Below are 23,980 nucleotides of genomic sequence, written 5' to 3'. Positions count from 1 at the left end.
TGTTACGTACTAATCCATGAATGAGGGAGGAAAATAGGCCTTGGACGAAGGCTCTGGCAGGAAAAGCTCCGGTCTGCTCGACATGTTTGGCAGGTTTTTGATCGGCAGAAAGCGGATTACCGAAGAAGAGATCCAGGAGATCATCAACGCAAGTGAAGAAGAGGGGCTCATCAATCCCGAAGAAAACGAGATGATCCGCTCAATTTTTGAACTGCGCGACACGGTCGTCAGGGAGATCATGGTGCCGCGAACCGACATGGCCGGAGTCTCGGTAGATACTCCGGTGGGAGAGGTCCTTAAGACCATCATCGCCTGCGGCCATTCGCGGATTCCGGTGTACGACGGGACCGTGGACAACATAGTCGGCCTCATCTACGCCAAGGATCTCCTGAAATATTGGGGGATGAGCGAAACATCCATCAATATCAAAAGGATCCTGCGGACACCGTATTTCATTCCCGAAACCAAGAACCTGGAGGAGCTCCTCCAGGAGTTCAAGCGCAAGCGGGTCCACATCGCGATCGTCATCGACGAGTACGGCGGCACTTCTGGGCTCGTGACCATCGAAGATCTTTTGGAACAGATCGTGGGAGATATTCAGGACGAGTATGACGTGGAGGAAGATTGGCTCGTTGAGGAGCCCGACGGCGCTATTCTCGTGGATGCCCGCCTCCCAATCGAGGACCTGGAGGAATATTTCGGCATTGAAATCGAGCGGGAGAAGTTCGATACGGTAGCCGGTCTTATCTTTCATCTGACGGGCCGGATTCCCAAGGTCGGCGAGGAAATTGAAAACGGGACCCTGCGTATGACGATACTTGAAGGGGGCGAGCGCAATATCAGGAAAATTCGGGTTGAACGGGTTGTCGGCGTGTCTGAGGAGGCAGAGGGGTAGTGGACTATAGCAGATTCAGGTTGCCCCATTTGGATGCCGTGCCCTGGCGCGACTACCTGCTGTCGATTCTTTCGGGAGCACTTCTTGCCCTTTCATTTCCGAGTCCGGGGATCTCTCCGCTGGCCTGGGTCGCCTTTGTTCCGCTCCTTCTCGCCTGTGCCCGGAAGTCGCCGGGCGAGGCCTTTCGCCTGGGGTTCATTTCAGGGCTTGCCGCCTATGCGGGTATCCTCTACTGGATAACCATTGTTGTCACTGCCTACGGAAAGCTCCCCTGGATCGTAAGCATCGGCGTTCTCTCGATGCTTGTGTCGTACCTGGCCCTCTATCCAGCCGCAGTCGTGTATGTGGTTCGGCGTGGGGAGGATCGGGGGATTTCCCTCCTTGTCTCCTTTCCGCTCCTCTGGGTAGGCCTTGAGTATGCAAGAGCTTTTCTGATCACCGGGTTCCCATGGGCCAGCCTCGGGTACAGCCAGTACCGCACTCTCCCTCTTATTCAGATTGCCGACGTTGCGGGGGTGTATGGCCTTAGTTTCATCATTGCCCTTGCGAACGTGGTTTTCTTTCGGATCGTACGCGGATTCGCGTCACGGGAGCCTGCCCCTTATCCGGTCAAGAGTGCCCTGTTCCTGCTTGTACTGCTCATTGCCACCGTTGCCTACGGTTTCAATCGCCTCCATGTTCCCGAGAACGGGGCGCCCTTCAAGGTTGCTCTCATTCAGGGGAACATCGATCAGAACATCAAATGGGATCCGGAGTTTCAGGAAGAAACCGTCGCCATCTATGAGCGCCTTTCGCGCAAGGCCTGTGCTGCCGCTCCGGCAGACCTCCTTGTATGGCCGGAGAGTGCCGCCCCCTTCTACTTCCAGGACGAAGCGCGGTATGCCGCCAGGATCAAGGGGTTGGCCAGGGAGCTCAATACCTGCACCGTGTTCGGGAGCCCCGCCTACGAAAAAAGCGGAGAGAGCCTTAAATACCTGAACAGTGCATTTCTCCTCTCACCTTGGGGAGACGTACTCGGCCGCAGCGACAAAATTCACCTTGTCCCCTTCGGCGAATACGTGCCCATGGCGAGTTTTCTCCCCTTTGTGCACAAGATCGTTGTTGGAATAGGCGATTTTACGCCCGGCGCCCAGGTGGCCGCCCTGGATACCGGCAAGGGAAAAATCGGCATTCTTGTATGCTTCGAGGGAATTTTCCCGGAGCTTTCCCGGGCCTATGTCCGCGCCGGCAGCCGTCTTCTGGTCAATATCACCAACGATGCCTGGTTCGGCCGTTCTTCGGCTCCGTACCAGCATCTTTCCATGACCGTTTTCCGTGCCGTGGAGAACCGCGTGCCGCTGGTGCGGGCTGCCAATACCGGTATAACCTCCATTATCGACAGCAAGGGACACATCCGCGGGATGACCCCGCTTTTCAGGGAGTCAGTACTGAACGGCGAAGTACGACTGGGCGAGGGAGAAACTTTCTATAACCGCTACGGGGACATTTTCGCCTGGGGATGTCTCGGAGGGGCGCTGATTGTTGCGGCGCTTGCGTTCACAAGAAGGAAATCGTAAGAATTCATCATTTTAAAGGAGTACCTAGATGTTCAGAGAAGAAGTAGCCCGTATCGAAAATCTCTCGGAGAGAATCGCCAAGCTCCGGGGGTCTCTTTGACATAGACAGCAAGCGGGAAGACATCCAGGAGATGGAGGCGCAGATTGCCGCGCCGGGTTTCTGGGATGACAATGACAAGGCCCAGCAGCTCCTCCGGGAGCGCACGCGGATCGAAAAAATACTGGACCTTTGGGATCGCCTCAACCGGCAGGCCGATGATGTGCGGGTGTTGATAGAGCTTGGCGAGGAGGCCGCCGACGAGGCTACCCTGGAGGAGGTCCGGTCGCTCAATGACCAGCTGGAGAAAGATGTGGAGGGGGCCGAGTTTCAGCGTATGCTTTCTGGGCCCCATGACAAGAGTACCTGCTTCTTCTCCATCAATGCGGGGGCCGGCGGCACCGAGGCCCAGGATTGGGCCGAGATGCTGCTGCGGATGTACCTCCGCTATTGCGAACGCAAGGGGTGGAAGACCGAGATAACCGACTACCAGGCCGGCGACGAGGCAGGGCTCAAGTCCGCCACCTTTACCGTTGACGGTGAATATGCATACGGATATCTTAAGGCCGAAGCCGGTATCCACCGGCTTGTGCGGATATCCCCCTTTGACTCCAATGCCCGGCGTCACACTTCATTCGCCTCGGTTTACGCCTTCCCCGAAATCGAAGACGATATCGAGGTGACGATCATAGAGTCGGATCTGCGGATTGATACCTACCGCTCCAGCGGCGCTGGCGGCCAGCATGTCAACACGACTGATTCGGCCGTCCGCATTACCCATGTCCCCACCGGCCTTGTTGCCGCAAGCCAGAGCGAGCGGAGCCAGCACATGAACAAGGCCACCGCCATGAGGATGCTCCGGGCAAAGCTCTACGAGAAGGAACTCCGGGAGCGGGAGGCAAAGGCTGCCGAGATCGGCGGGGAAAAGAAGGAGATTGGCTGGGGGAGTCAAATCCGCTCTTACGTGCTGCACCCTTACAAAATGGTGAAGGACCTGAGAACCGGCGTCGAAACCGGCAACCCCGACGCGGTTCTGGATGGCGATCTGGAAGAATTCATCGTTGCCTTCCTCATGGGTGTGCGCCGCGATGTTAAGGATACTATCGACTGATGCAGAGATTTGTCTTCTACATGACGGTATTCGTTGTGGCCTCCCTCCTGGTAGCCACCGGTTGTGCCGCCCCGCTGACCGGACTTTCCCGCGCAGGGCATGCCATTCAGGTGGGAGCCTTTTCCGAGGTCAGGAACGCCGAGCGTCTGGCGGCGCAACTCCAGGCGCGCGGAATCGAAGCGTTCTACTTCAAGCGCGACAACGGCTTATATGCCGTCCGCTTTGGCGATTTTCCGTCCAAGCAGGCCGCCCAGAGGGAAGCCCGCAAACTTGTTTCCGACGGCCTCATCGGTACCTATTTCATTGCTCCCCCTCAGGAAATTTCCGGCAGGCGGGAAACCGTTCTGAAGCGGGAGCCTGCGGCCACTATGGGACGAATTCCCGAAGAACCGCGAAAAAAGCGCCCCGAATCTCCGGACATTGAGAAGGATATGGGGATGATTGCCGCGCGTACCGCTGAACGCTTTGTGGGGATACCCTACCGGTGGGGCGGGAATACGGTTGTGGACGGGATGGATTGCAGCGGCTTCGCCCGCGCCGTCTATAATCTCTGCGGAGTAAACATACCCCGCACCTCCCGCGAGCAGTTCAAGGTGGGAGACCCCGTGGGGCGTGATGCCCTCAAGGATGGCGATCTCGTGTTTTTCGGTTCATCAGAGGAGAGCATCAACCATGTGGGCATCTATGTGGGCGACAATCGGTTCGTTCATGCTCCGCGCCGTGGGGATGACATCAAGGTCTCTTCCCTCGACGAAAACTACTTTGCCAAGAAGTTCATGGGCGGTCGCCGCTATTTTTAATTAGGACGAAGTTTCCAAAAAGAGGTAATTCCATGGCACTGATAAAACCCTTTCGGGCATTGCGCCCTCCCAAATCCCTTGCCGAAAAAGTGGCCGCTCTCCCCTACGATGTCATGAACGTCGCTGAGGCTAAGGAGATGGCCGCAGGGAATCCCTACAGCTTTCTCCATATTTCCCGTCCGGAAATAGATCTTCCCTCCGAAGTGGACCCCTACGCCGAGGACGTTTACGTGACGGGCCGGGAAAATATGGCGCGTTTCATTGCCGAGGGGACCCTCGTGCCGGAACGGGATGAGTGCTATTACGTCTACCGCCAGAAGATGGGGGCCATTGAGCAGACCGGTCTGGTGGTATGTGCCGGCGTTGACGACTACGAGAGCGGGGTTATTAAAAAGCATGAACTGACCCGGGCCGACAAGGAAGAGGACCGGGTAAAGCATATTGATTACCTTGACGCCAATGACGAGCCGGTCTTCTACACCTACCGCAACGATCCGGTAATTACCTCCCTCGTGGCAAAGGTGGCGGATGGCGAGCCGGTTTACCACTTCACCACTGGCGATGGCGTCACCCATACCCTTTGGGTTGTTTCCGACAGGGCTGTCATCGATGAGCTTACGGCGCGGTTTGCCGCCATTGAAACCCTTTACGTGGCCGACGGCCATCATCGCAGCGCCGCTGCCGGGCGGGTGCGCGAGTTGCGGCGCTCAGCCAACCCCGGCCATACGGGCAATGAAGAATACAACTGGTTCCTCACGGTCATTTTCCCTGACAGCGAGATGAATATCATGCCCTATAACCGGGCAGTTAAGGATTTGAACGGCCACTCGGTCGCCGAACTTATGGCACGCGTCAGCGAGAGCTTTGCCATAACTCCGGCAGCCAAGGGATTTGCCCCTTCGCGGCGGCACGAGTTCGGCATGTATCTGGAGGGACGCTGGTACCAGCTTGTTGCCAAACCGGGGAGCTTTGCCGAGGAGGATACCGTTTCATGCCTGGATGTCTCAATCCTCCAGAATAACCTCCTGAGCCCGCTTCTGGCCATCCGCAATCCGCGCACCGATCAGCGGATATCCTTTGTGGGGGGGATCCGGGGGACTGAAGAACTTGAGCGGCTGGTGGACGGCGGAGACTACCGGATTGCCTTCTCACTCAACCCGACTTCCATGGGAGAGTTGATGCAACTGGCCGATGCCGGGCAGATCATGCCGCCCAAGTCGACCTGGTTCGAGCCAAAGCTCCGCAGCGGGCTTTTCGTCCACAAGCTTTCGTAGCGCTGCGGAGGCCGAGAGTGACCCGTGACCGCCGCTTCTGGCTTTTCAAGAGCGAACCGTCCTGTTTTTCATTCGATGACCTTAAGGCATGCCCCGACAGTACGGAGCATTGGGACGGAGTGCGCAACTTCCAGGCCCGGAATCTGCTGAGGGACGAAATCAAGCCGGGGGACGGGGTTCTCTTCTACCACAGCAGCATAGCGGAACCGGCTGTGGTCGGCATTGCCGAGGTGGTCAGGGGAGGCTATCCCGACTGGACTGCCCTTGACCCCGGGGCCGAGCACTTCGACCACCGGGCAAGCAGTGATAATCCCATATGGTTCATGGTAGACGTGAGGTATGTCCGTCCCTTGAAAACGCCGGTAACCCTCAATGAGATGAAGATGCATTCCGAACTTTCCGGCATGGTCCTTCTAAAAAGAAGCCGCCTGTCGGTCCAGCCGGTGACGCGTCAGGAGTGGGAGCACATTCTCCGCTTAGGTGGAGTTCACTGATTAATGAGGAGGCATTTGTGAGGTCTGTCGAAAAACTTCTGATCCTTTTTCTTTTTGTTGCCGGGGTAACCATTGCTGCCTGCTCCGACAAGGATACAAAATCAACCGAGGCACCTAAACCTGCTGCTGCGTCCGGGGCTGCGGTCACGACACCGTCCGGGCTTTCCTATGTGGATATTGTGGTTGGAAGTGGCTCAAGTCCTGTCTCCGGAAAGCCGGTCAAGGTCCATTATACGGGGTGGCTGGAGAACGGGACCAAGTTCGATAGCTCCGTAGATCGTGGCGAGCCCTTTGTTTTCACCATTGGTGCCGGCGAGGTGATTCCCGGCTGGGATGAAGGGGTCATGACCATGAAGGCCGGCGGCAAGCGCCGGTTAACGGTGCCGGCAAAGCTCGGCTACGGCGAGGCCGGCGCCGGAGGCGTGATTCCGCCCAATGCGACACTTATTTTTGAAGTCGAGTTGCTTGAGGTGGCACAGTAACCGGTGCTGCCCATGCATTAAGACTGACATGCCAGGGAGGGCATATGAGGGTTCTGCTTGTAGCTGCCATCGTATTGTTCGCCGCGTCGTCTGCTGTTGCGGCAACGAAAAGCGTTACCTTTTACCTTGACGGAACGCGGGTTGAGAGTTCGCTCTCCGCGCCGAAGGGTTATCTCGAACTGCCGCTCCCCGGCAACTACATCCAGGGTTCTTTCAGGGTACGGCACGTTGGACAAGGTTCCGTGACACGCGTGGAGATGAGTCCCGCTTCTCCGGATCCCCGGGCGGACCGGGAAATGAAGGACCTTGTCGAGCGCCGCCGCATCCTGGAAGACCGGCTGAAAGCCCTGGAAGTCCGTCAGGAGATATTCACGTCGGCAGCCAAGTCCCAAAGCAGCAAAGCCCCCCGCAAGACGAAAACCAATCCCCATCCACTGGAAACCATCAGGAAGGGAACCGACTATGCCGTTGCTCAGCTCGAGGAGGTTTATCGCGGGCGGCGCAAGACGGAGGAGGGGCTCAGGGCGATCGATGCCCGCATTGCCGCCCTGAAGAAGGAGGGTGGTATTGGCGGCAGTGTCGCCCGGGTGTGGCTGTCGGGAAAAGGAGGGGCTGTTTACAGCTACCTCACCAACGGTGCCGGTTGGACTCCTGTTTATGATTTCAGGCTGGGTGGAAACGGCATGGTTGAAGTGACGGTTAAGGCGCAACTGCCGAGGGCGACACGGGATAAAACATCGGTGGTGCCGTCCCGTATGGCCGATGCGAAGGCCGGTTTTGCACCTGTTCCCATTTCGGGAACCCTCGCTACCGTGGCCCGGTACAACATGCCGGTGGAGCGGGAAGAAGCGCTCCCGGTTCCTCAGGGGGGCGTAAAGTTCACCTTCAGAAATACCACGGGGGAAACTCTCGCTGCCGGAGCGGGGGCTTGCTACATGAAAGGCGAGTATGTGGGCCATGTCAGCTTTGCGGGGAGCTCTTCCGGCGAGGCGGGAGAGCTTGTCGCCGGAAGCCTTGGGATCTGAAGAATAGACACGCTGGAGCCAGTGCGGGATTCCCGGTTTTGTCTTGACTTGACACAGTCCGTGGGCTAATTTGTACGTTTGTTAAATCGGTAGAAACCGGCTCCGAGAAAGGGATTACAAGGCACATGGAAGAACTGAGCGAGTTGTTGCTCCAGAGGCGGCGCAAGGTGGATGCCCTCTGGGAAGCGGGAATCAACCCCTATCCGAATGATTATAAACCCCGGCATACTTCTGCCGATGTAATTTCAGCGTACGGCCAGTGCGAGACAATAGAGGAAGGTGCCGACACGTTCGTCATCGCCGGGCGGATCATTGCCCGCCGCTCATTCGGCAAGGCTGCCTTCATCCAGCTCCAGGACCGCAAGGGTCGAATTCAACTCTATGTCCGCAAGGATACCATCGGTGACGAGGCCTTCGAAGCCTTCGAAACCTTCGATATCGGAGATATCATTGGGGCCACAGGTACCCCGTTCCGCACCAAGACCGGCGAACTTTCCCTCAACGTGAGCCAGGTCCGGCTCCTTACCAAGTCGTTTCTGCCCTTGCCCGAGAAGTTCCATGGCCTCACCGACGTGGAAACCCGTTATCGCCAGCGTTACGTGGACCTGATCGTGAACCCGGAGGTTCGCGATGTTTTTGTCAAGCGTTCCCGTATTGTTAATCTGATTCGCGAATTCATGGTTTCGCACGACTTTCTCGAAGTGGAAACGCCGATGATGCAGCCCATTCCCGGCGGTGCCACGGCCCGGCCATTTGTCACCCACCATAACGCTCTCGACATGGAGCTGTTCCTCCGCATTGCTCCCGAGCTCTACCTGAAGCGGCTGGTGGTCGGCGGGTTCGAGCGGGTTTTCGAGATCAACCGCAACTTCCGCAACGAGGGGATTTCGGTTCGCCACAATCCCGAGTTCACCATGATGGAGTTCTATCAGGCCTATGCGACCTTTGAGGACTTGATGGATTTCACCGAAGAGCTCCTCTGTCATGTGGCCCAGGAGGTTCTGGGGACCCTTGACTTCACCTATCAGGGGACGGAGATCAGCTTCCAGCGCCCCTGGAAGCGGCTCACCGTCAAAGAGGCGATCCTCGAGTACGGCGACATCGATGCGAAATCCCTTGAAGACCGAGATCTTGCCTATGCCTATGCCCAGAAGATAGGGCTTGAACTGCCGGCTGATGTCGGCTACGGCAAGCTGATAACGGAAATCTTCGAAGAGGTTGCAGAGACAAAGCTTATCCAGCCGACCTTTATCACCGCCTATCCCACGGAGGTGTCGCCACTTTCCCGTAAAAGCGACAAGGATCCCGATATCGTAGACCGCTTCGAGTTCTTCTGTGCCGGTCGTGAAATGGCAAACGCCTTTTCGGAGCTTAACGACCCGGTTGACCAGAAGGAGCGCTTCCTGGGCCAGGTGGCACAGAAGGCCAAAGGCGACGAAGAAGCCCATTATATGGATGAGGATTACATTCGGGCCCTTGAATACGGCATGCCGCCGACTGCCGGAGAGGGAATAGGCATCGACCGTCTTGTCATGCTCCTTACGGATTCCCCTTCCATTCGCGATGTCATCCTCTTCCCCCAACTTCGTAAGGGAAAATAACGGTAGACTGAAAGCGGATCTAGAATCGGGGCCTTCTGCCGGTCCCCGGTCCCTGGTCCCCGGTCCCTGGATTTAAAATGTCCTACGAGCTCTTAATCGGTCTCCGCTACCTGAAGGCCAAGCGGAAGTCGACCTTCATATCAATTATTACGTTTATCTCCACAGCGGGGGTAGCCCTCGGAGTGATGGCTCTTATCATCGTTCTGGCGGTAATGACCGGCTTCGAAGAGGATCTGAAGGATAAGATTCTCGGTACAAACGCCCATGTGGTCGTTCTGAAGTCAAGCGGCGCCATGGAAGACTATCCGGCGCTCATGAACCGGTTGAAAAAGATTGAGGGGGTCGAGGCTGCAACGCCCTTCATTTACAGCCAGGTCATGCTTTCCTCCGGTTCCAACGTTTCCGGCGTGGTGCTTCGCGGCATCGACGTGGCGACCGATCCACAGGTAACCAACCTGCACCGCTCCCTCGTGGAGGGGAAACTCGGAGATTTGGAACGGTCTCCCCTTCCACTCGCCTCCCAGGAGCCTCCCCTGCCCGGCATCATTGTCGGCAGGGAACTTGCCCGCTCGCTTAATCTTTACACCGGCGATACGATTAACGTCATTTCTCCCCTCGGAAACATTACTCCCTTGGGCATGGTCCCGAAGATGAAGCAGTTCCGGGTTGTGGGCCTCTTCAATACCGGAATGTTCGAGTATGATTCCACCCTTGCGTATGTGGGGCTTGACGAGGCTCAGCAGTTCCTTTCTATGGGCCATGTCGCGACCGGGATACAGCTCAGGGTCAAGGATGTTTACCGGACCGGCGAGCTGGTCAAGAAGATAAATGGCTACCTGGGTTTCCCCTTTTATGCCCGTGATTGGATGCAGATGAACAAGAACATTCTTTTTGCGTTGAAGACGGAAAAAATGGTAATGTTCATCATTTTGACACTGATAGTACTGGTAGCTGCGTTCGGCATAGCCTCAACGCTTTTCATGGTGGTTCTGGAGAAGACCAAGGATATTGCGATTCTCAAGTCCATGGGGGCCACTGGGCGGAGCATAATGAAGATTTTTGTGCTGGAGGGGCTCATTATCGGCATTGCAGGGACCGTAATCGGAGTTGTTGGTGGTCTCCTCGTGGCCTACAATCTGGAGCCCATTGTCGATATCATACAGAAACTGACCGGTTTCGAGCTTTTCAGCAAGGATGTGTACTATCTTGACCATTTCCCCTCCCGGGTGGTCTTGTCCGATGTCGTCCTGATCTCCGTGACGGCTGTTCTTATTTCTCTCGTGGCAACCCTCTATCCATCCTGGCAGGCATCGAAGCTGCCGCCGGCGGAGGCGTTGCGCTATGAGTAGTCTCCTTGAGGTGACTGAACTCACCAAGAGCTACGGAGCTGGCGAGACGCGTGTTGATGTCCTGCAGGGGGTCAACCTGACGGTGGCCGAGGGGGAAACCATTGCTCTTGTGGGAGCATCGGGAACCGGCAAAAGTACCCTTCTCCATATTATGGGTACCCTGGACCGGCCATCATCAGGCAACGTTTTTTTTCAGGGGCAGGATGTATTCCGGTTGAGCGAGGCGGCCCTGGCTTCATTCCGGAACCGTTCCATCGGATTCGTATTTCAGTTTCACCATCTGCTGCCGGAGTTTACGGCGGTGGAGAACGTCATGATGCCGCTCCTGATTGCCGGAACGAAACGCTCCGAGGCTATGGCCCCGGCCCGTGAGTTGCTGGAAGAAGTGGGGCTGGCGCACCGGCTGACCCACAAGCCCGGAGAACTCTCGGGTGGAGAACAGCAAAGGGTCGCCATCGCCCGCGCCCTGATTCTTTCGCCGAAGCTTCTTCTGGCCGATGAACCGACCGGTAACCTGGATATGAAGACCAGCGACGAAGTTCATGAAACCCTTGAAGGAATTCATCGTAAGCGGGGAGTTACTCTCGTCATAGTAACCCATAACGAGAAACTTGCTTCCCGCATGGGCCGGACGGTCCGTCTTCTGGATGGCCGAGTTCTTGCCGGTTAGCGTGGGAAGATCTGTAAGTACCTATCAATTCATCCTCCCGGGGGAGCAGTGATCAAGTTACATGCAACTAGAGCCGGAATTGTGGCGGCGGTCGTTTTTACGGCGCATGGTGCCTTTGCCGAAGGGGAGAAAATAGTTGATCTCCAGGTGAAGGGCAACCGGAGGATTGACACATCGGCCATTATCAATGCCCTGAAATTGAAGGCCGGCGATATTTTTTACGTGGAATCGGCCGACGCGGATATTCGCGCCATTTACCGGTTGGGACAGTTTCAGGATGTAAATGCTGAAACCCGGAAGACCGATGGCGGTGTGATCCTCGTCTACACGGTGGTGGAAAAACCGATTATCCGTGAGATAAAAATCGAGGGGACGAAGGAGATATCCACCGATAAAGTCAGGGAAGCCCTGGGCCTCAAGTCGAACAGCATCTTTTCCCAGAAAGAGATGACCCAGAGCGCCAAGAAGGTGAAAAAGCTCTATACCGACGAGGGATATTACCTGGCCGAGGTCGATGTTAAGAGCGAAAAGCGCTCCGATACCGATGTTAGGGTTATAGTCAGCGTCACCGAGGGGAAGAAGGTTCTCATCAAGAAGATCCGGTTCGAAGGGAACAAGTCCTTTGCCGACAAGAAACTTCGCAAGGTCATGGAGACTAAGGAGAAATGGTTTCTTTCCTGGCTGACAAGCGCCGGAACCTATAAGGACGAAGTTCTCAAGAACGACGTAAACCTCATTGCCGACCTGTACTTCAACAATGGTTACGTGAACGTGAAGGTTGGCGAACCCGAAATCAAGCTTATGGATGACCGAAGCGGCCTTACCGTCACCATCGGCATTACCGAGGGCGAACAATTCAAGACCGGCACTATCGGGTTTAAAGGTGATCTCCTCGAGACTGAAGAGTTCCTTGCCAAAGGGCTTCGACTCAAGAGCGGAGAAATTTTCAACCGCTCCAGCCTTCGCACGGACGTGCTGAACCTTACCGATCTCTATGCCGACAAGGGGTTTGCCTTTGCCAACGTAACACCGCTTTCCAAGGTTAATTCCGATACGAAAACCGTTGATATAACCTTTGATTTCGAGAAGGGCGAAAAGGTATTCATCGACCGGATTAATGTGCTCGGAAACACCAAGACTCGCGACAAGGTCCTGCGTCGCGAGATCAAGCTGGTAGAGGGTGATACGTACAGCAGTACCGGCTTGAAGAGAAGCAAGCAGACCCTCATGAATCTCGGATTCTTCGAGGAGGTGAACATCGCCACCGCGAAGGGGAGCGCCGACAACAAGCTGGATGTGAACGTGGAGGTTAAGGAGAAGCCGACCGGGACATTCAGCATCGGTGCCGGCTACAGTTCCCTCGATGGACTAATCGGACAGGGTTCCGTCTCCCAGGGGAACTTCCTGGGGCTTGGTCTCAAGGCTAACCTCGCTGCTTCGTTGGGGGGGAGTTCCTCGACCTACAACGTGGGCATTACCGACCCATATTTCCTTGATACCCGCTGGACCCTTGGCGTTGACCTTTACCGCACCGAGCGCGACTATCTGGACTTTACGCGCCGCGCCACCGGTGGTGACATCAAGGCGGGTTATCCGTTGAGCGACACAATGCGGACCCTCTGGATGTACAAGTACGAAGATAAAAAGATTTTCGACGTGGATGTGGATAGCGACGATATAATCCCGGAAACGACTTCTACGACCAGTTCGATCTCCGCGAGCTTGACCAGGAACACTACCGATTACCATCTGGACCCCACTCGCGGCATGGTGAACAACCTCTCCATTGAGGTTGCCGGTCTCGGAGGCACGAACCGTTTCATACGGTATGGCGGTGATACCTCGCTGTTCTTCCCGGTAAAGTGGTCTACGGTTCTCAGCTTGCGGGGTTCTCTCGGTTATATCCAGGGGATAGGCAAGGATGTCCCCATTGACGAACGATTCTTTGCCGGCGGCATCAATACGATCCGTGGCTACGAAGGAAGAAGCATCAGCCCTTACAAAATCGCTGCCGACGGTGATGAATCATTTATTGGCGGCAACAAGGAAGCAATCTTCAACGTCGAATACACTTTCCCGCTAATCAAGGACGCAGGCCTCAAGGGAGTTGCCTTTTTTGATGTGGGCAACGTCTACGACAAGGGAGAAACCATGTTCTCCAGCTTCAGGATGAGTTACGGTGCCGGTATTCGCTGGGTATCGCCCCTGGGACCGTTGCGCCTGGAATACGGTATTCCCATCAATCCGCGCGACGGAGTCGACAAGTCGAGCGGCCGGTTCGAGTTTTCCATCGGGACCTTCTTCTGACAGGAGAGGCGCGGACCGCCCGCAACGATCTGTTTCGCAATATTACGGCACGAAAGGGAGAAACAATGAAAAGGTTCGTCACAACAGCAGCTATCGTGGGTTCTTTGATACTTGCCTCGGTTGCCTTTGGAGCTGAGGGGGGCAAGCTCGGCTACATCGATATGCAGAAGGCCCTAAACCTTTCCGAATCCGGCAAGGAAGCCAAAGAACAGCTTGCCGCCAAGGTCAAGAAGTACCAGGACGAAATCAATGCCAAGCAGGAGGAGCTGAAAAAGCTCAAGGACGAACTGGAGAAGCAGAGTGTCCTTCTCGCCGAGGCTGCCCGCAGTAACAAAGAAAAGGACTATCAGCAGAAGCTGAAGGAATTCCAGCGGTTCACGAAGGACGCCCAGGATGAGCTCCAGACGAAGGATGAAGAGTTTACCAAAAAGATCATCGAGGACATGGAGAAGGTCATCCAGGATTACGGCAGGAAAAACGGCTACTCGTTCATTTTCATCCGGAACGAGGGGATGATTTATGTGGACGACAAGGCCGACGTCACTGACGAAATCCTCAAAATATTCAATACGTCGCGGAAGAAATAGATGATGGCGATTTCACGAACCCTCAGGGAACTGGCGGAATACCTTGGCGGAACAGTTGCCGGTGACGAGTTGAAAACCGTCACCGGCGTTTCCAGTCTTGATGATGCTTCTTCCGACCAGATCACCTTCCTTGCCAATCCCCGCTATGCGTCGAAGGTTGCCACTACCGGTGCCGGAGCGGTAGTGCTGCCGCCAGGGGCCGAGCGCCACGGCAGAAATGCCATTCATGTTGCGAACCCCTATCTTGCCTTCGCCAAGCTCCTGACTTTGTTCCATGTGGCTTCCCACGCTCCGAAAGGGGTTATGGAAGGAGCGATTGTCGGCAGGGACGTTACCATGGGCAGTGACGTGACCGTTTATCCCGGTGCCGTTGTGGGTGATGGCGTGACGCTGGGGGACAGGGTTACGGTGCATCCGGGAGCGGTCCTCTACGAAGGGGTCTCGGTTGGCAGCGATGTGACGCTTCATGCCAATGTCGTTGTCTATCAGGGGTGCCGAATCGGAGATCGGGTAACCATTCACGCCGGGACGATTATCGGTTCCGACGGGTTTGGCTATGCCCCTGACGGCGACGGATTCTATAAAATCCCCCAACTCGGAATCGTCTTAATCGAGGATGATGTGGAAATCGGTTCCAACACCACCATCGACAGGGCTGCTCTCACCGCGACCGTCATCGGCCGTGGGACGAAGATCGACAACCTTGTCCAGATCGCCCACAACTGCATCATTGGCGAGAACTGCACCATTGTTTCCCAGGTGGGTATCTCCGGCAGCACCAAGCTGGGCAAGCGGGTGACCCTCGCCGGGCAGGTGGGTGTTGCCGGGCATCTGACAATAGGGGACAACGTCATGGTCGGTGCAAAGTCCGGGATTCCCGGCAATGTGCCTGCCGGCTCGATGTTGAGCGGCATACCGGCCTTCAGTCACCGTGAATGGCTCCGTTCATCGGCAGTGCTGCCGAAATTGCCTGATCTCAAGAAGACCGTGGCTGAATTGGAGAAGCGAGTCCGGGAACTGGAAGCGAAGCAAGGAGTCTGAAATGGATATTATTCTTAATATTGATGAAATTATGAAAATACTCCCCCATCGTTATCCTTTCCTCCTGGTGGACCGGGTTGTGGAGCATGTACCGGGAGAACGGATTGTGGGGCTTAAAAACGTAACGATAAACGAGCCTTTCTTCCAGGGGCACTTTCCCGGCCACCCCATCATGCCGGGGGTTTTGATTATCGAAGCCATGGCCCAGGTGGGCGGCATCCTTGCCTATCTTGCTTTGGGAGACGAGGTCCGGAACAAGGTCTGCTATTTCGCTGCCATCGATAACGTCAAGTTCCGCAAACCGGTGGTTCCGGGCGATCAGCTCCGTATTGAGGTCATGGCCACCGGATGCAAGCGCGGGATTTGGTGCTTCAGCGCGAAAGCGTCTGTCAACGGGAAGGTGACGACCGAAGCTGACCTCAAAGCAACCTTTGCCGACCAGGTCAGGCTCTGACCATGATTCATTCCACTGCAATTGTTCACCCCGGCGCCCGGATAGCTGATGGAGTAGAGATCGGCCCCTATACCATTATTGGCGAACACGTCCGTATCGGCCGCGGTTCCAAGGTCGGCGCGCACACGGTTATTGATGGCTGGACCGAGATCGGCGAGGAATGCCAGATCTTCAATCTCGCCTCGGTGGGAGGCACTCCCCAGGATCTGAAGTACAAGGGTGAGGAAACCTGGCTGCGTATCGGCAACCGCAACATCATCCGGGAGTTTACGACGCTCCAGCCCGGAACGGTCACCGGCATCGGCGAAACAGTAATCGGCGACAACAACCTTTTCATGGCCTACTGCCACGTTGCCCATGACTGCATTGTCGGCAACCGGGTCATCATGGCCAACGGCGCCACCCTCGCGGGGCACGTGGAGGTGGAAGATTTCGCCATCCTCGGCGGCCTTTCCGCAGTGCACCAGTTTACTGTTGTCGGCGAGAGCGCAATGCTATCAGGGGGCGCAATGGTTGCGCAGGATGTCCTGCCGTACACGATTGCCAGCGGCAATCACGCCACTTCGGGCGGACTCAATACCATCGGACTGAAGCGCCGCGGTTTTTCCCCAGAGGTCATTTCTTCCATAAAGAAGGCATATCGTCTCATTATCCGTTCGGGATTGCGCCTTGAAGAGGCCATCGCGCGGATTCGGCAAGAGGTGCCGATGTCGCCCGAAATTTCTCATTTTATCGAGTTTGCCGAGAAGTCCAAAAGAGGTATCTGCCGCTGATGGGGCAAATTCAGCATTGAATGAGGGAAGCTAACGATGGAGAAAAAAATCCGTACCGCAGTTATCGGAGTCGGTTACCTTGGTCTTTTCCATGCTGAGAAGTTTTCCCAGCTCCCGGAATCTGAACTGGTGGGCGTTGTGGACACCAGCAGGCCGCGTGCGGAGGAAGTCGCCGCCAAGGTAGGCACAACCGCCTACACCGATTACCGGGATCTTCTCGACAAGGTCGACGCTGTCAGCATTGTGGTCCCGACCCAATTCCATTTCGAGGTGGCGCGTGCGTTCCTTGAACGTGGCGTGCACGTACTTCTGGAAAAACCCATCACGACCACCGTCGAGGAGGCCGACGAGCTCATTAGGATTGCCGAAGACAAGGGGGCCATTTTCCAGGTGGGGCATCTGGAGAGGTTCAATCCGGTCATTGTCGGTCTCAAGGAGTTTCTGACCGGCCCGCGTTTCATAGAGTCGGTAAGGATTGCGCCCTTCAAGCCCCGCGGTACCGACGTCAACGTGGTCCTTGATCTCATGATCCATGACATCGATATTATCCAGACCATAGTTGGTTCGCCGGTGAAGCATATAAGCTCCATCGGCGCCCCTGTCTTTACCGACGAAGAGGACATCGCCAACGCCCGTATCCTGTTCGAGAACGGGTGCGTGGCCAATGTTACCGCCAGTCGAATCAGCCTCAAGAGCGAGCGGAAGATGCGGATTTTCCAGTCGGAGTCCTACATCTCGGTTGATTTCCAGAATAAAAAGCTGGCTGTGTTCCGCAAGGGGAACGGGGAAATGTTCCCGGGTATCCCGGCAATTGATATGAAGGAGACATCATTCGAACAGGGGGATGCCCTAAAGGAAGAGATAGCCTCTTTCCTCGACTGTGTCAAAACCGGTGCGAAACCGGTGGTGTCCGGCCAGGATGGCAAGCGTGCGCTGGAAACTGCGCTCAAAATCAGCAGGAATCTGTGAGGGTAGCCATGAATATTCCTATGGTGGATTTGAAGGTTCAGTACAATGCCGTAAAAGAAGAGATTAACCGGGGTATCCTGGAGGCGCTTGAAAAGACACAGTTCATTCTCGGCCCCAATGTGACGGCCTTCGAGGAAGAAGCTGCGGCGTTTCTCGGCGTAAAGCACGCCATAGGCGTGGCCTCCGGGACCGATGCCCTTCACCTTGCCCTTGCCGCGGCCGGCATCAAGGAGGGCGATGAGGTTATAACGTCTCCTTTCACCTTTATCGCCACTGCCGAGGCAATCCGATACGTGGGTGCGGTACCGGTCTTCGTCGATGTGCTGCCCGACAGTTTCAACATCGATCCCGCAAAGATCGAAGCGGCCATAACTCCGAAAACCCGCGCCATCCTTCCTGTTCATATTTTTGGCCAACCGGCCGACTTGTCGGCCATCCAGGCCATTTGCACCAAGCACGGACTTCTCTTGATCGAGGACTGCGCCCAATCTTTCGGCGCTGATGTTGATGGCCGCATGACCGGTTCCTTCGGGGCGTTCGGAGCATTCAGTTTTTTCCCCAGCAAGAATCTCGGCTGCTACGGAGACGGCGGGCTCATCACCACATCCTGCCCCGAACTGGCCGAACAGGTTAAAGTCCTCCGCAACCATGGGAGCAAGGTTCGTTATCACCACTCGGTCATCGGTTTCAACAGCCGTCTCGACGAGATCCAGGCGGTGATTCTGCGGGTAAAGCTCAAGCATATCCGGGAATATAACGAAGGGCGCCGCCGCGTGGCGCACCTCTACAGCAGCCTGATGGCCGATGCCGGTGTCGTCACGCCGTTTGAGGACGGCATTGGGACCCATATCTATCACCAGTACACGCTTCTTACCGACCGCCGCGACGCGATTATGAAAGCCCTTGCCGATGCGGGCATCGCTTCGGCGGTTTACTATCCGATTCCGCTCCACAAGCAGGATGTCTTTGCTCCCGATTACTCAGGGGTGGTGCTCCCCGTGGCTGAGGACGTTTCATCGCGCTGCATGTCCCTTCCCATTTTCCCCGAGATGACGGACGAACAGGTCCGGCGGGTAGCTGCTGTTGTGACGTCGGTCAGGTAGCCGTAACCAGACAATTTTTTAGTGCATGAAAGGGAGAGACGCCCAAAGTGGGCGTCTCTTTGTATTCACATGGATACAGAAAAGAAAAAACGCGTGATGATCGTGGCCGGTGAAGCCTCGGGAGACCTCCATGGCTCGAACCTGGTAAGAGAGGCCTTGCGGCTGGACCCCTCGCTCTCCTTTTACGGCGTCGGCGGTCCGCATATGCGGGACGCGGGTGTAGAAACCATCGTCGATTCATCCGAGATGGCCGTTGTGGGACTGGTGGAAGTTCTGGCCCATTTCGGGGTCATTTACCGGGCATTCTCGACCTTGAAACGGGAGATAAAGTCCAATCCGCCGGATCTCCTGATCCTCATCGACTACCCCGATTTCAATCTGCTCGTGGCGCGGGTGGCGAAGCGGGCAGGGGTAAAGGTCCTCTATTACATAAGCCCGACGGTGTGGGCCTGGCGTAGCGGAAGGGTGAAAACCATTGCCCGTTACGTGGATCACATGGCGGTGCTGTTTCCTTTCGAAGTACCCTTTTACGAAAAGGAGGGGGTGCCGGTCACCTGTGTGGGGCATCCCCTGGCGGATAAGGTTTCTCCCTCCATGTCCCGTACCGGGGCCCAGGCGGCCTTCGGGATTGATCCCGAGCGACGGGTTATTGGACTCTTCCCCGGAAGCAGGCATGGAGAAATAGCCCGCCTGCTTCCCGTTATTCTTGAGAGTGCGAAACTGCTCCAGAAACGTTATCCCGGCATCCAGTTCATTCTTCCGCTTGCATCGAGCCTCGCCGACGGTGACATCTACCCCCAACTGGCGGAGTCGGGCCTGGATGTGGTTGTTGCCAGAGACAAGATTTACGATGTGATACAGGTATGCGATGCCGTTGTAACGGTGTCGGGGACCGTTGCCCTTGAAGTTGCCCTGATGGGGGTGCCGATGGTGATTATCTATACGGTTTCTCCCCTTACGTACGAAATCGGGAAGCGGCTCATCCGGGTGAAGAATGTCGGTATCTGCAACATCGTGGCCGGTGAGCGGGTAGTGCCCGAGCTGATCCAGCATGAAGTCACTGCCGAACGCATTTCAGGCGAAATTGGCCGCTATCTGGATGATGCGGGTTATACCGCGGAAACAAAAGCGAAGCTTGCCGATGTAAAGAAAAAACTAGGCTCCGGGGGATGCTCGGAGCGGGTTGCCGGGCTTGCGCTGGGGCTTCTGGGGAAGTCAAACTGATGGAAACCTTCAAACGTATTCTGCATTACAGCCGGCCCTATGGATGGCGGATTGCCATTTCCATGATTGCGTCTTTTGCCGTTGGGGGCACCGATGCGGCAATCGCCTATATGGTAGAACCCCTTCTGAAAAAGATTTTCAGCGAAAAGGACACGATGATTTTCGTCCTGCTGCCGGTGGCGGTGATTATCGTATTCCTTCTTCGCGGGGTGGCCCGCTATGTCCAGGAATATTACATCCGTACAGCCAGCCAGCTTGCCATTCAGGATATCCGCAACGAAATCTACCGCAAGCACATGGATTTGTCGCTGCGGTATTTCTTCGACAACCCCGTGGGGATGCTCATGTCGCGGATCATGAGCGATGTGGGGCAGATGCAGCAGGGGGTTGCCAACGTAATCACCGGGCTGCTGCGCGATGGGGTAACCGCCATCGGACTGCTGGGAGTCATTTTCTATCGTGATTGGCAGTTGGCCCTCATTACGTTTATTGTGCTTCCTGTGACCGCAATTCCCACCCAGAAAATCGGCAGGAGGATCAAAATCCTCGCAAAACAGTCCCTCGAACAGATGGGAGAAATTACCAGCATCCTCCAGGAGACTTTTACCGGCATCAAGGTGGTCAAGGCGTTTCGCCTGGAGCGGAGAGAGGTCGAGCGGTTCAATCGAACCAATTTCACGATGTACCGCAATCTCCGTAAAAGCATCAAATACGCGGCTCTCCATACGCCGGTCATGGAGGTCATCACCTCCCTGGGGGTGGCCGGGGTAATCTGGTTCGGCGGCCGGAGGGTGATGGCAGGGGAACTGTCGGCGTCGGAGTTTTTTTCCTTTCTGACGGCGATGGTAATGCTCTACTCCCCCATCAAGAAAGTGCTCAGTGCGTATAATACCGTCCAGCAGTCGGTGGGGGCGGCCGAACGTGTCTTCGATGCCCTTGACCAGAGGCCCGAGGTGGAGGACCCGGCGGAGCCGGTCGCGTTCGGGAAGTCGAAGGGTGATGTAGAACTTCGCAATGTCTCTTTCCGCTACAATGATGAGGAGGTGCTGCGCAATGTTTCGCTGAAAGCCGGCCGCGGTGATGTCGTGGCCCTCGTGGGCCCTTCAGGGGCGGGCAAGACCACCATCATGTCGCTCATACCCCGTTTTTACGATGTTACCGGCGGAGAGGTGCTTATCGACGGGATTGACGTGCGAAGGTTGCGCCTCGACGACCTGCTCCGCCAAATTGCCCTGGTGGATCAGGAAACGGTTCTTTTCAATGAAACCATTGCCAACAATATCCGCCTCGGCTGCTCCGATGCTTCCCTTGAGGATGTGGAACAGGCCGCGCGGGCGGCATTCGCGCACGATTTCATCATGGAAATGCCTGATGGTTACGAAACGAACATAGGCGACAGGGGGGTACGGCTTTCCGGCGGCCAGCGCCAGCGTCTCTGCATTGCCAGGGCAATTCTCAAGGATGCGCCGATTCTGCTGCTGGATGAGGCTACCAGTGCCTTGGATACCGAGAGTGAGCACATGGTGCAGAAGGCCCTTGCCAATCTCATGCAAAACAGAACCACTTTCGTCATTGCTCACCGGCTTTCCACAATTCTCCACGCTGACCGCATCGTGGTCATAGAGAAGGGAGAAGTGGTGGAGGTGGGAACAAACGATGAACTCCTGGCCCGCAACGGGCTTTACCGCAAGCTCTACGACATGCAGTTCAGCAGGGACGGCGGTAACTAACAGACCGATAGGGCTGTCGGCATGGAAGTGTGGTTAAGGCGGTTTCTATGTTCTTTCTGATTTATGACATCCTGCTGATCCTTATTGCTCCCCTCATTCTGATCCATCATGTCTGGCGGACAGTGAGCCGGGGGCGCAGCTTTGCCGGTTTCGGGGAGCGCTTCGGTTTTATCCCTGCCGGTAAACTGTCCCAAATTGCAGGCAAGGGGCCAGTTTGGGTCCACGCGGTCTCGGTTGGGGAAACCATGGCGGTGAAGCCGCTCTTGCGGGAGATGAAGCGCCGCTTCCCCGAACGGCCCATCGTCCTCTCCTCGGTTACCGAAACCGGGCGTTCGGTGGCGGTGACTATCCCTGAGGCGGACGTTGTAATCTATTTCCCGTTTGATTTCGGATTCGCCGTTTCCAGGGCGTTGAAGCTGGTGGCTCCCTCGATGGTCATTGTGGTCGAAACGGAGATCTGGCCCAACTTCCTCCGTCACGCCCGTCGCAGGGGAATTCCCGCGGTTATGGTCAATGGCCGCATTTCTGACCGTTCATTCCCACGTTACCTCAAATTTTCCTGTTTTTTCTCTCCCATTCTGGCTGAGCTCTCTGCCCTGTGCATGCAGAGCGACGAGGATGCGCGGCGAATTGTCGCCATCGGCGCTCCGGCCGAGAGGGTGTTTGTGGCCCGCAATCTCAAGTACGACCTGCCGGTTAAGGAACTCGACCCGGCCGCTCGGGACGAATTGCGCCGCCTTTACCGCTTGCCGGAACGATTGCGTATTCTGACGGCCGGCAGCACCCACGCCGGAGAGGAAGAAGCCGTTGTGGAAACCTATGCCCGGCTTATGGCTGATTTCCCGGAGCTCTTTCTGGTGCTCGTCCCGCGTCATCCGGAGCGGGCCGCCGAGGTGGCCGCGCTCATCGATGGTAAGGGGATTCCCTTTGTCAGGCGCTCGGCCCTCAACGGGCCAAGGGCGCCGGAGGCAGGGGGGGTGCTTCTGGTGGATACCATCGGCGAACTCATGAACCTGTATGCCCTTTCTGATGTGGTCTTCGTGGGGGGGAGCCTTGTCCCCGTGGGCGGTCACAATCTCCTTGAACCTGCGTCGGCCGGTGCGCCGGTTCTGTTTGGTCCGCACATGCACAATTTCCGTGAAATTTCAGCTTTGGTGATTGCCGCCGGTGCCGGCGAACAGTTTCAGGACCGCGAAGGCATGGAGGGGGTGCTGCGTAGCCTGCTGGCTGATGAACACGCCCGGAAGCGCATGGGAGAAAACGGCATCCGTCTCATGACGGAGCAGGGGGGCGCGGCTGCCCGGCATATGGATATTATTGAACCGCTTATTGAGCGAGGTAGTAAGAGAGCGAGGTAGTGAGGGAGTAAGATAGCGTAAGGTCTAACTATCTCGCCACCTCGCTACTCGCTATCTCGCCAGGATAACCAATGTCATTAGAGAGATACTTCCACAGCCTGGTTTCCGGAGAGAGGAAGGGATTGACGGACCGGCTGGTTCTGGCATTTCTTACCGCCCTTTCCGTCCCCTACGGGATAGTTGTCCGGTTGCGGGCATTGGCTTATGCACGGTGCTTACTGGGCGTCAGGCGCCTGAACCGCCCTGTCATCTCCGTTGGAAACATTACCGTGGGGGGGACCGGCAAGACACCCATGACGGCGCTTCTGGCTCGACTCCTCATGGCCCGCGGGAAGCGGGTTGCGGTCATATCCCGGGGGTATGGCGGGTCGCTTGAGGGGAATACCCGCATCGTGTGCGATGGGCAGACCATATTTCTCTCTGCCGCCGAAGCCGGTGACGAGCCGGTACATCTCGCCATGGCGGTGCCGGGGCTTATGACGGTCATAGGCACTGATCGTTATGCCGCGGGGCTGCTGGCTCAGGAAGAGCTTAATCCCGATGTGTTCATCCTGGATGACGGTTTTCAGCACCTTCGGCTCCACCGTGACCTGAACATCCTTCTCATGGATTGCCGTGCCCCATTCGGCAATGGCCACATGCTGCCGGCGGGCCTGCTCCGGGAGCCGGAATCCGCCCTGAAGCGGGCCGATCTGGTGGTCTACACCAGATGCCAAGGTGACGGTACGCCCGCCGTGCATGGGGCTATACCCTCGTGTGGTGCCGGACACGCTCTGGCAGGAGTGGAGCTTCTGCCGGACGGCGCGCGGCAGGAATTTACGGTGCTGCATGGCGGCAGAGGCGTTGCCTTTGCCGGCATCGCCGATCCGGAGGCGTTTTTCTCATCACTAAAGGAGCAGGGGCTGGACCTTGTCGCGACGGTTTCCTTCGGCGATCACTGCTCCTATGGAGAGCCTGAAATTGTGCGACTCGTAGATATAAGTCGAAAGTCCGGGGCCGATTACCTCATAACAACCGGCAAGGATGCAGTGAAGCTGGGTGACGTCCTGGAGCGGCTCGGCAATGTCTATGCGGCGGTTCTGGAGATGCGCCTTGCCGACCCCCCATGCCTCGAAAAGGCTCTCGATATAGTGCTTTAAA

Annotated in this window: 22 protein-coding genes; all 22 read left to right on the top strand. The window is 56.5% G+C overall.

Going from position 1 to position 23,980, the window contains the following annotated elements; genetic code table 11:
* Nucleotides 1-40: 40 nt before the first annotated feature.
* The 22 genes from JZM60_RS15970 (at nucleotide 41) to lpxK (ending at nucleotide 23,979) form a co-directional block, all read left to right on the top strand.
* On the top strand, nucleotides 41-895 hold the full coding sequence (locus JZM60_RS15970) for a hemolysin family protein (RefSeq protein WP_207163384.1): 855 nt from the start codon (nucleotides 41-43) through the stop codon (nucleotides 893-895).
* Entirely contained in the window at nucleotides 895-2,451 is a 1,557-nt protein-coding gene (gene lnt, locus JZM60_RS15965; protein ID WP_207163383.1) for an apolipoprotein N-acyltransferase, read from the top strand. Before JZM60_RS15970 ends, lnt begins: the two co-directional genes overlap by 1 nt.
* Nucleotides 2,452-2,479: 28 nt before the next feature.
* Nucleotides 2,480-3,599 (top strand): peptide chain release factor 2 gene (gene prfB / locus JZM60_RS15960; RefSeq protein WP_207163382.1). Its coding sequence is split into 2 segments (ribosomal slippage): nucleotides 2,480-2,548 and nucleotides 2,550-3,599, totalling 1,119 coding nucleotides; the frame shifts between segments, so codons are not numbered across the junction.
* A gap of 20 nt (nucleotides 3,600-3,619) precedes the next feature.
* Complete coding sequence (locus JZM60_RS15955; protein ID WP_420907826.1) at nucleotides 3,620-4,399, top strand: NlpC/P60 family protein; 780 nt, start codon at nucleotides 3,620-3,622, stop codon at nucleotides 4,397-4,399.
* A 32-nt stretch (nucleotides 4,400-4,431) separates the two neighbouring features.
* Nucleotides 4,432-5,673: a DUF1015 domain-containing protein gene (locus tag JZM60_RS15950; protein ID WP_207163380.1), complete on the top strand. Its 1,242-nt coding sequence runs from the start codon at nucleotides 4,432-4,434 to the stop codon at nucleotides 5,671-5,673.
* Nucleotides 5,674-5,690: 17 nt separating this feature from the next.
* Nucleotides 5,691-6,167 (top strand): EVE domain-containing protein, encoded by a 477-nt coding sequence (locus tag JZM60_RS15945; RefSeq protein ID WP_207163379.1) that lies wholly within the window; start codon nucleotides 5,691-5,693, stop codon nucleotides 6,165-6,167.
* A 17-nt stretch (nucleotides 6,168-6,184) separates the two neighbouring features.
* A complete protein-coding gene (locus JZM60_RS15940) occupies nucleotides 6,185-6,649 on the top strand; it encodes an FKBP-type peptidyl-prolyl cis-trans isomerase (protein ID WP_207163378.1) in 465 nt (154 codons plus the stop codon).
* Between the two features lie 44 nt (nucleotides 6,650-6,693).
* Nucleotides 6,694-7,674, top strand: a complete 981-nt coding sequence (locus tag JZM60_RS15935; protein ID WP_207163377.1) for a hypothetical protein — start codon at nucleotides 6,694-6,696, stop codon at nucleotides 7,672-7,674.
* Nucleotides 7,675-7,799: 125 nt separating this feature from the next.
* Entirely contained in the window at nucleotides 7,800-9,275 is a 1,476-nt protein-coding gene (lysS, locus tag JZM60_RS15930; protein ID WP_207163376.1) for a lysine--tRNA ligase, read from the top strand.
* A gap of 77 nt (nucleotides 9,276-9,352) precedes the next feature.
* Nucleotides 9,353-10,624 carry a lipoprotein-releasing ABC transporter permease subunit gene (locus JZM60_RS15925; RefSeq protein WP_207163375.1) on the top strand — a complete coding sequence of 424 codons (1,272 nt, stop codon included), beginning with the start codon at nucleotides 9,353-9,355 and terminating at the stop codon, nucleotides 10,622-10,624.
* The gene (locus JZM60_RS15920; RefSeq protein ID WP_207163374.1) at nucleotides 10,617-11,294 is read left to right on the top strand and encodes an ABC transporter ATP-binding protein; all 678 of its coding nucleotides are present in this window, start codon (nucleotides 10,617-10,619) and stop codon (nucleotides 11,292-11,294) included. Before JZM60_RS15925 ends, JZM60_RS15920 begins: the two co-directional genes overlap by 8 nt.
* A gap of 48 nt (nucleotides 11,295-11,342) precedes the next feature.
* Entirely contained in the window at nucleotides 11,343-13,601 is a 2,259-nt protein-coding gene (bamA, locus tag JZM60_RS15915; RefSeq protein WP_207163373.1) for an outer membrane protein assembly factor BamA, read from the top strand.
* A gap of 65 nt (nucleotides 13,602-13,666) precedes the next feature.
* A complete protein-coding gene (locus tag JZM60_RS15910; RefSeq protein ID WP_207163372.1) occupies nucleotides 13,667-14,188 on the top strand; it encodes an OmpH/Skp family outer membrane protein in 522 nt (173 codons plus the stop codon).
* A gap of 3 nt (nucleotides 14,189-14,191) precedes the next feature.
* Complete coding sequence (gene lpxD / locus JZM60_RS15905) at nucleotides 14,192-15,229, top strand: UDP-3-O-(3-hydroxymyristoyl)glucosamine N-acyltransferase (protein WP_207165639.1); 1,038 nt, start codon at nucleotides 14,192-14,194, stop codon at nucleotides 15,227-15,229.
* 1 nt (nucleotide 15,230) lies between these two features.
* Entirely contained in the window at nucleotides 15,231-15,683 is a 453-nt protein-coding gene (fabZ, locus tag JZM60_RS15900; protein ID WP_207163371.1) for a 3-hydroxyacyl-ACP dehydratase FabZ, read from the top strand.
* 2 nt (nucleotides 15,684-15,685) lie between these two features.
* Complete coding sequence (lpxA, locus tag JZM60_RS15895; protein ID WP_207163370.1) at nucleotides 15,686-16,456, top strand: acyl-ACP--UDP-N-acetylglucosamine O-acyltransferase; 771 nt, start codon at nucleotides 15,686-15,688, stop codon at nucleotides 16,454-16,456.
* 36 nt (nucleotides 16,457-16,492) lie between these two features.
* The gene (locus JZM60_RS15890) at nucleotides 16,493-17,425 is read left to right on the top strand and encodes a Gfo/Idh/MocA family protein (RefSeq protein WP_207163369.1); all 933 of its coding nucleotides are present in this window, start codon (nucleotides 16,493-16,495) and stop codon (nucleotides 17,423-17,425) included.
* Nucleotides 17,426-17,433: 8 nt separating this feature from the next.
* On the top strand, nucleotides 17,434-18,528 hold the full coding sequence (locus JZM60_RS15885; protein WP_207163368.1) for a DegT/DnrJ/EryC1/StrS family aminotransferase: 1,095 nt from the start codon (nucleotides 17,434-17,436) through the stop codon (nucleotides 18,526-18,528).
* Nucleotides 18,529-18,597: 69 nt separating this feature from the next.
* On the top strand, nucleotides 18,598-19,752 hold the full coding sequence (gene lpxB, locus JZM60_RS15880) for a lipid-A-disaccharide synthase (RefSeq protein WP_207163367.1): 1,155 nt from the start codon (nucleotides 18,598-18,600) through the stop codon (nucleotides 19,750-19,752).
* The gene (gene msbA, locus JZM60_RS15875; RefSeq protein WP_207163366.1) at nucleotides 19,752-21,482 is read left to right on the top strand and encodes a lipid A export permease/ATP-binding protein MsbA; all 1,731 of its coding nucleotides are present in this window, start codon (nucleotides 19,752-19,754) and stop codon (nucleotides 21,480-21,482) included. The genes lpxB and msbA overlap by 1 nt, the downstream gene beginning before the upstream one ends.
* Before the next feature lie 47 nt (nucleotides 21,483-21,529).
* The gene (locus JZM60_RS15870; RefSeq protein ID WP_207163365.1) at nucleotides 21,530-22,840 is read left to right on the top strand and encodes a 3-deoxy-D-manno-octulosonic acid transferase; all 1,311 of its coding nucleotides are present in this window, start codon (nucleotides 21,530-21,532) and stop codon (nucleotides 22,838-22,840) included.
* A 71-nt stretch (nucleotides 22,841-22,911) separates the two neighbouring features.
* Nucleotides 22,912-23,979, top strand: a complete 1,068-nt coding sequence (lpxK, locus tag JZM60_RS15865; protein ID WP_207163364.1) for a tetraacyldisaccharide 4'-kinase — start codon at nucleotides 22,912-22,914, stop codon at nucleotides 23,977-23,979.
* Nucleotide 23,980: the final 1 nt, after the last annotated feature.

The sequence above is a fragment of the Geobacter benzoatilyticus genome, from assembly GCF_017338855.1.
Lineage (GTDB): Bacteria > Desulfobacterota > Desulfuromonadia > Geobacterales > Geobacteraceae > Geobacter > Geobacter benzoatilyticus.
Note: the sequence above shows the minus strand (reverse complement) of the source record. Positions and strands in the feature narration are given on the sequence as shown.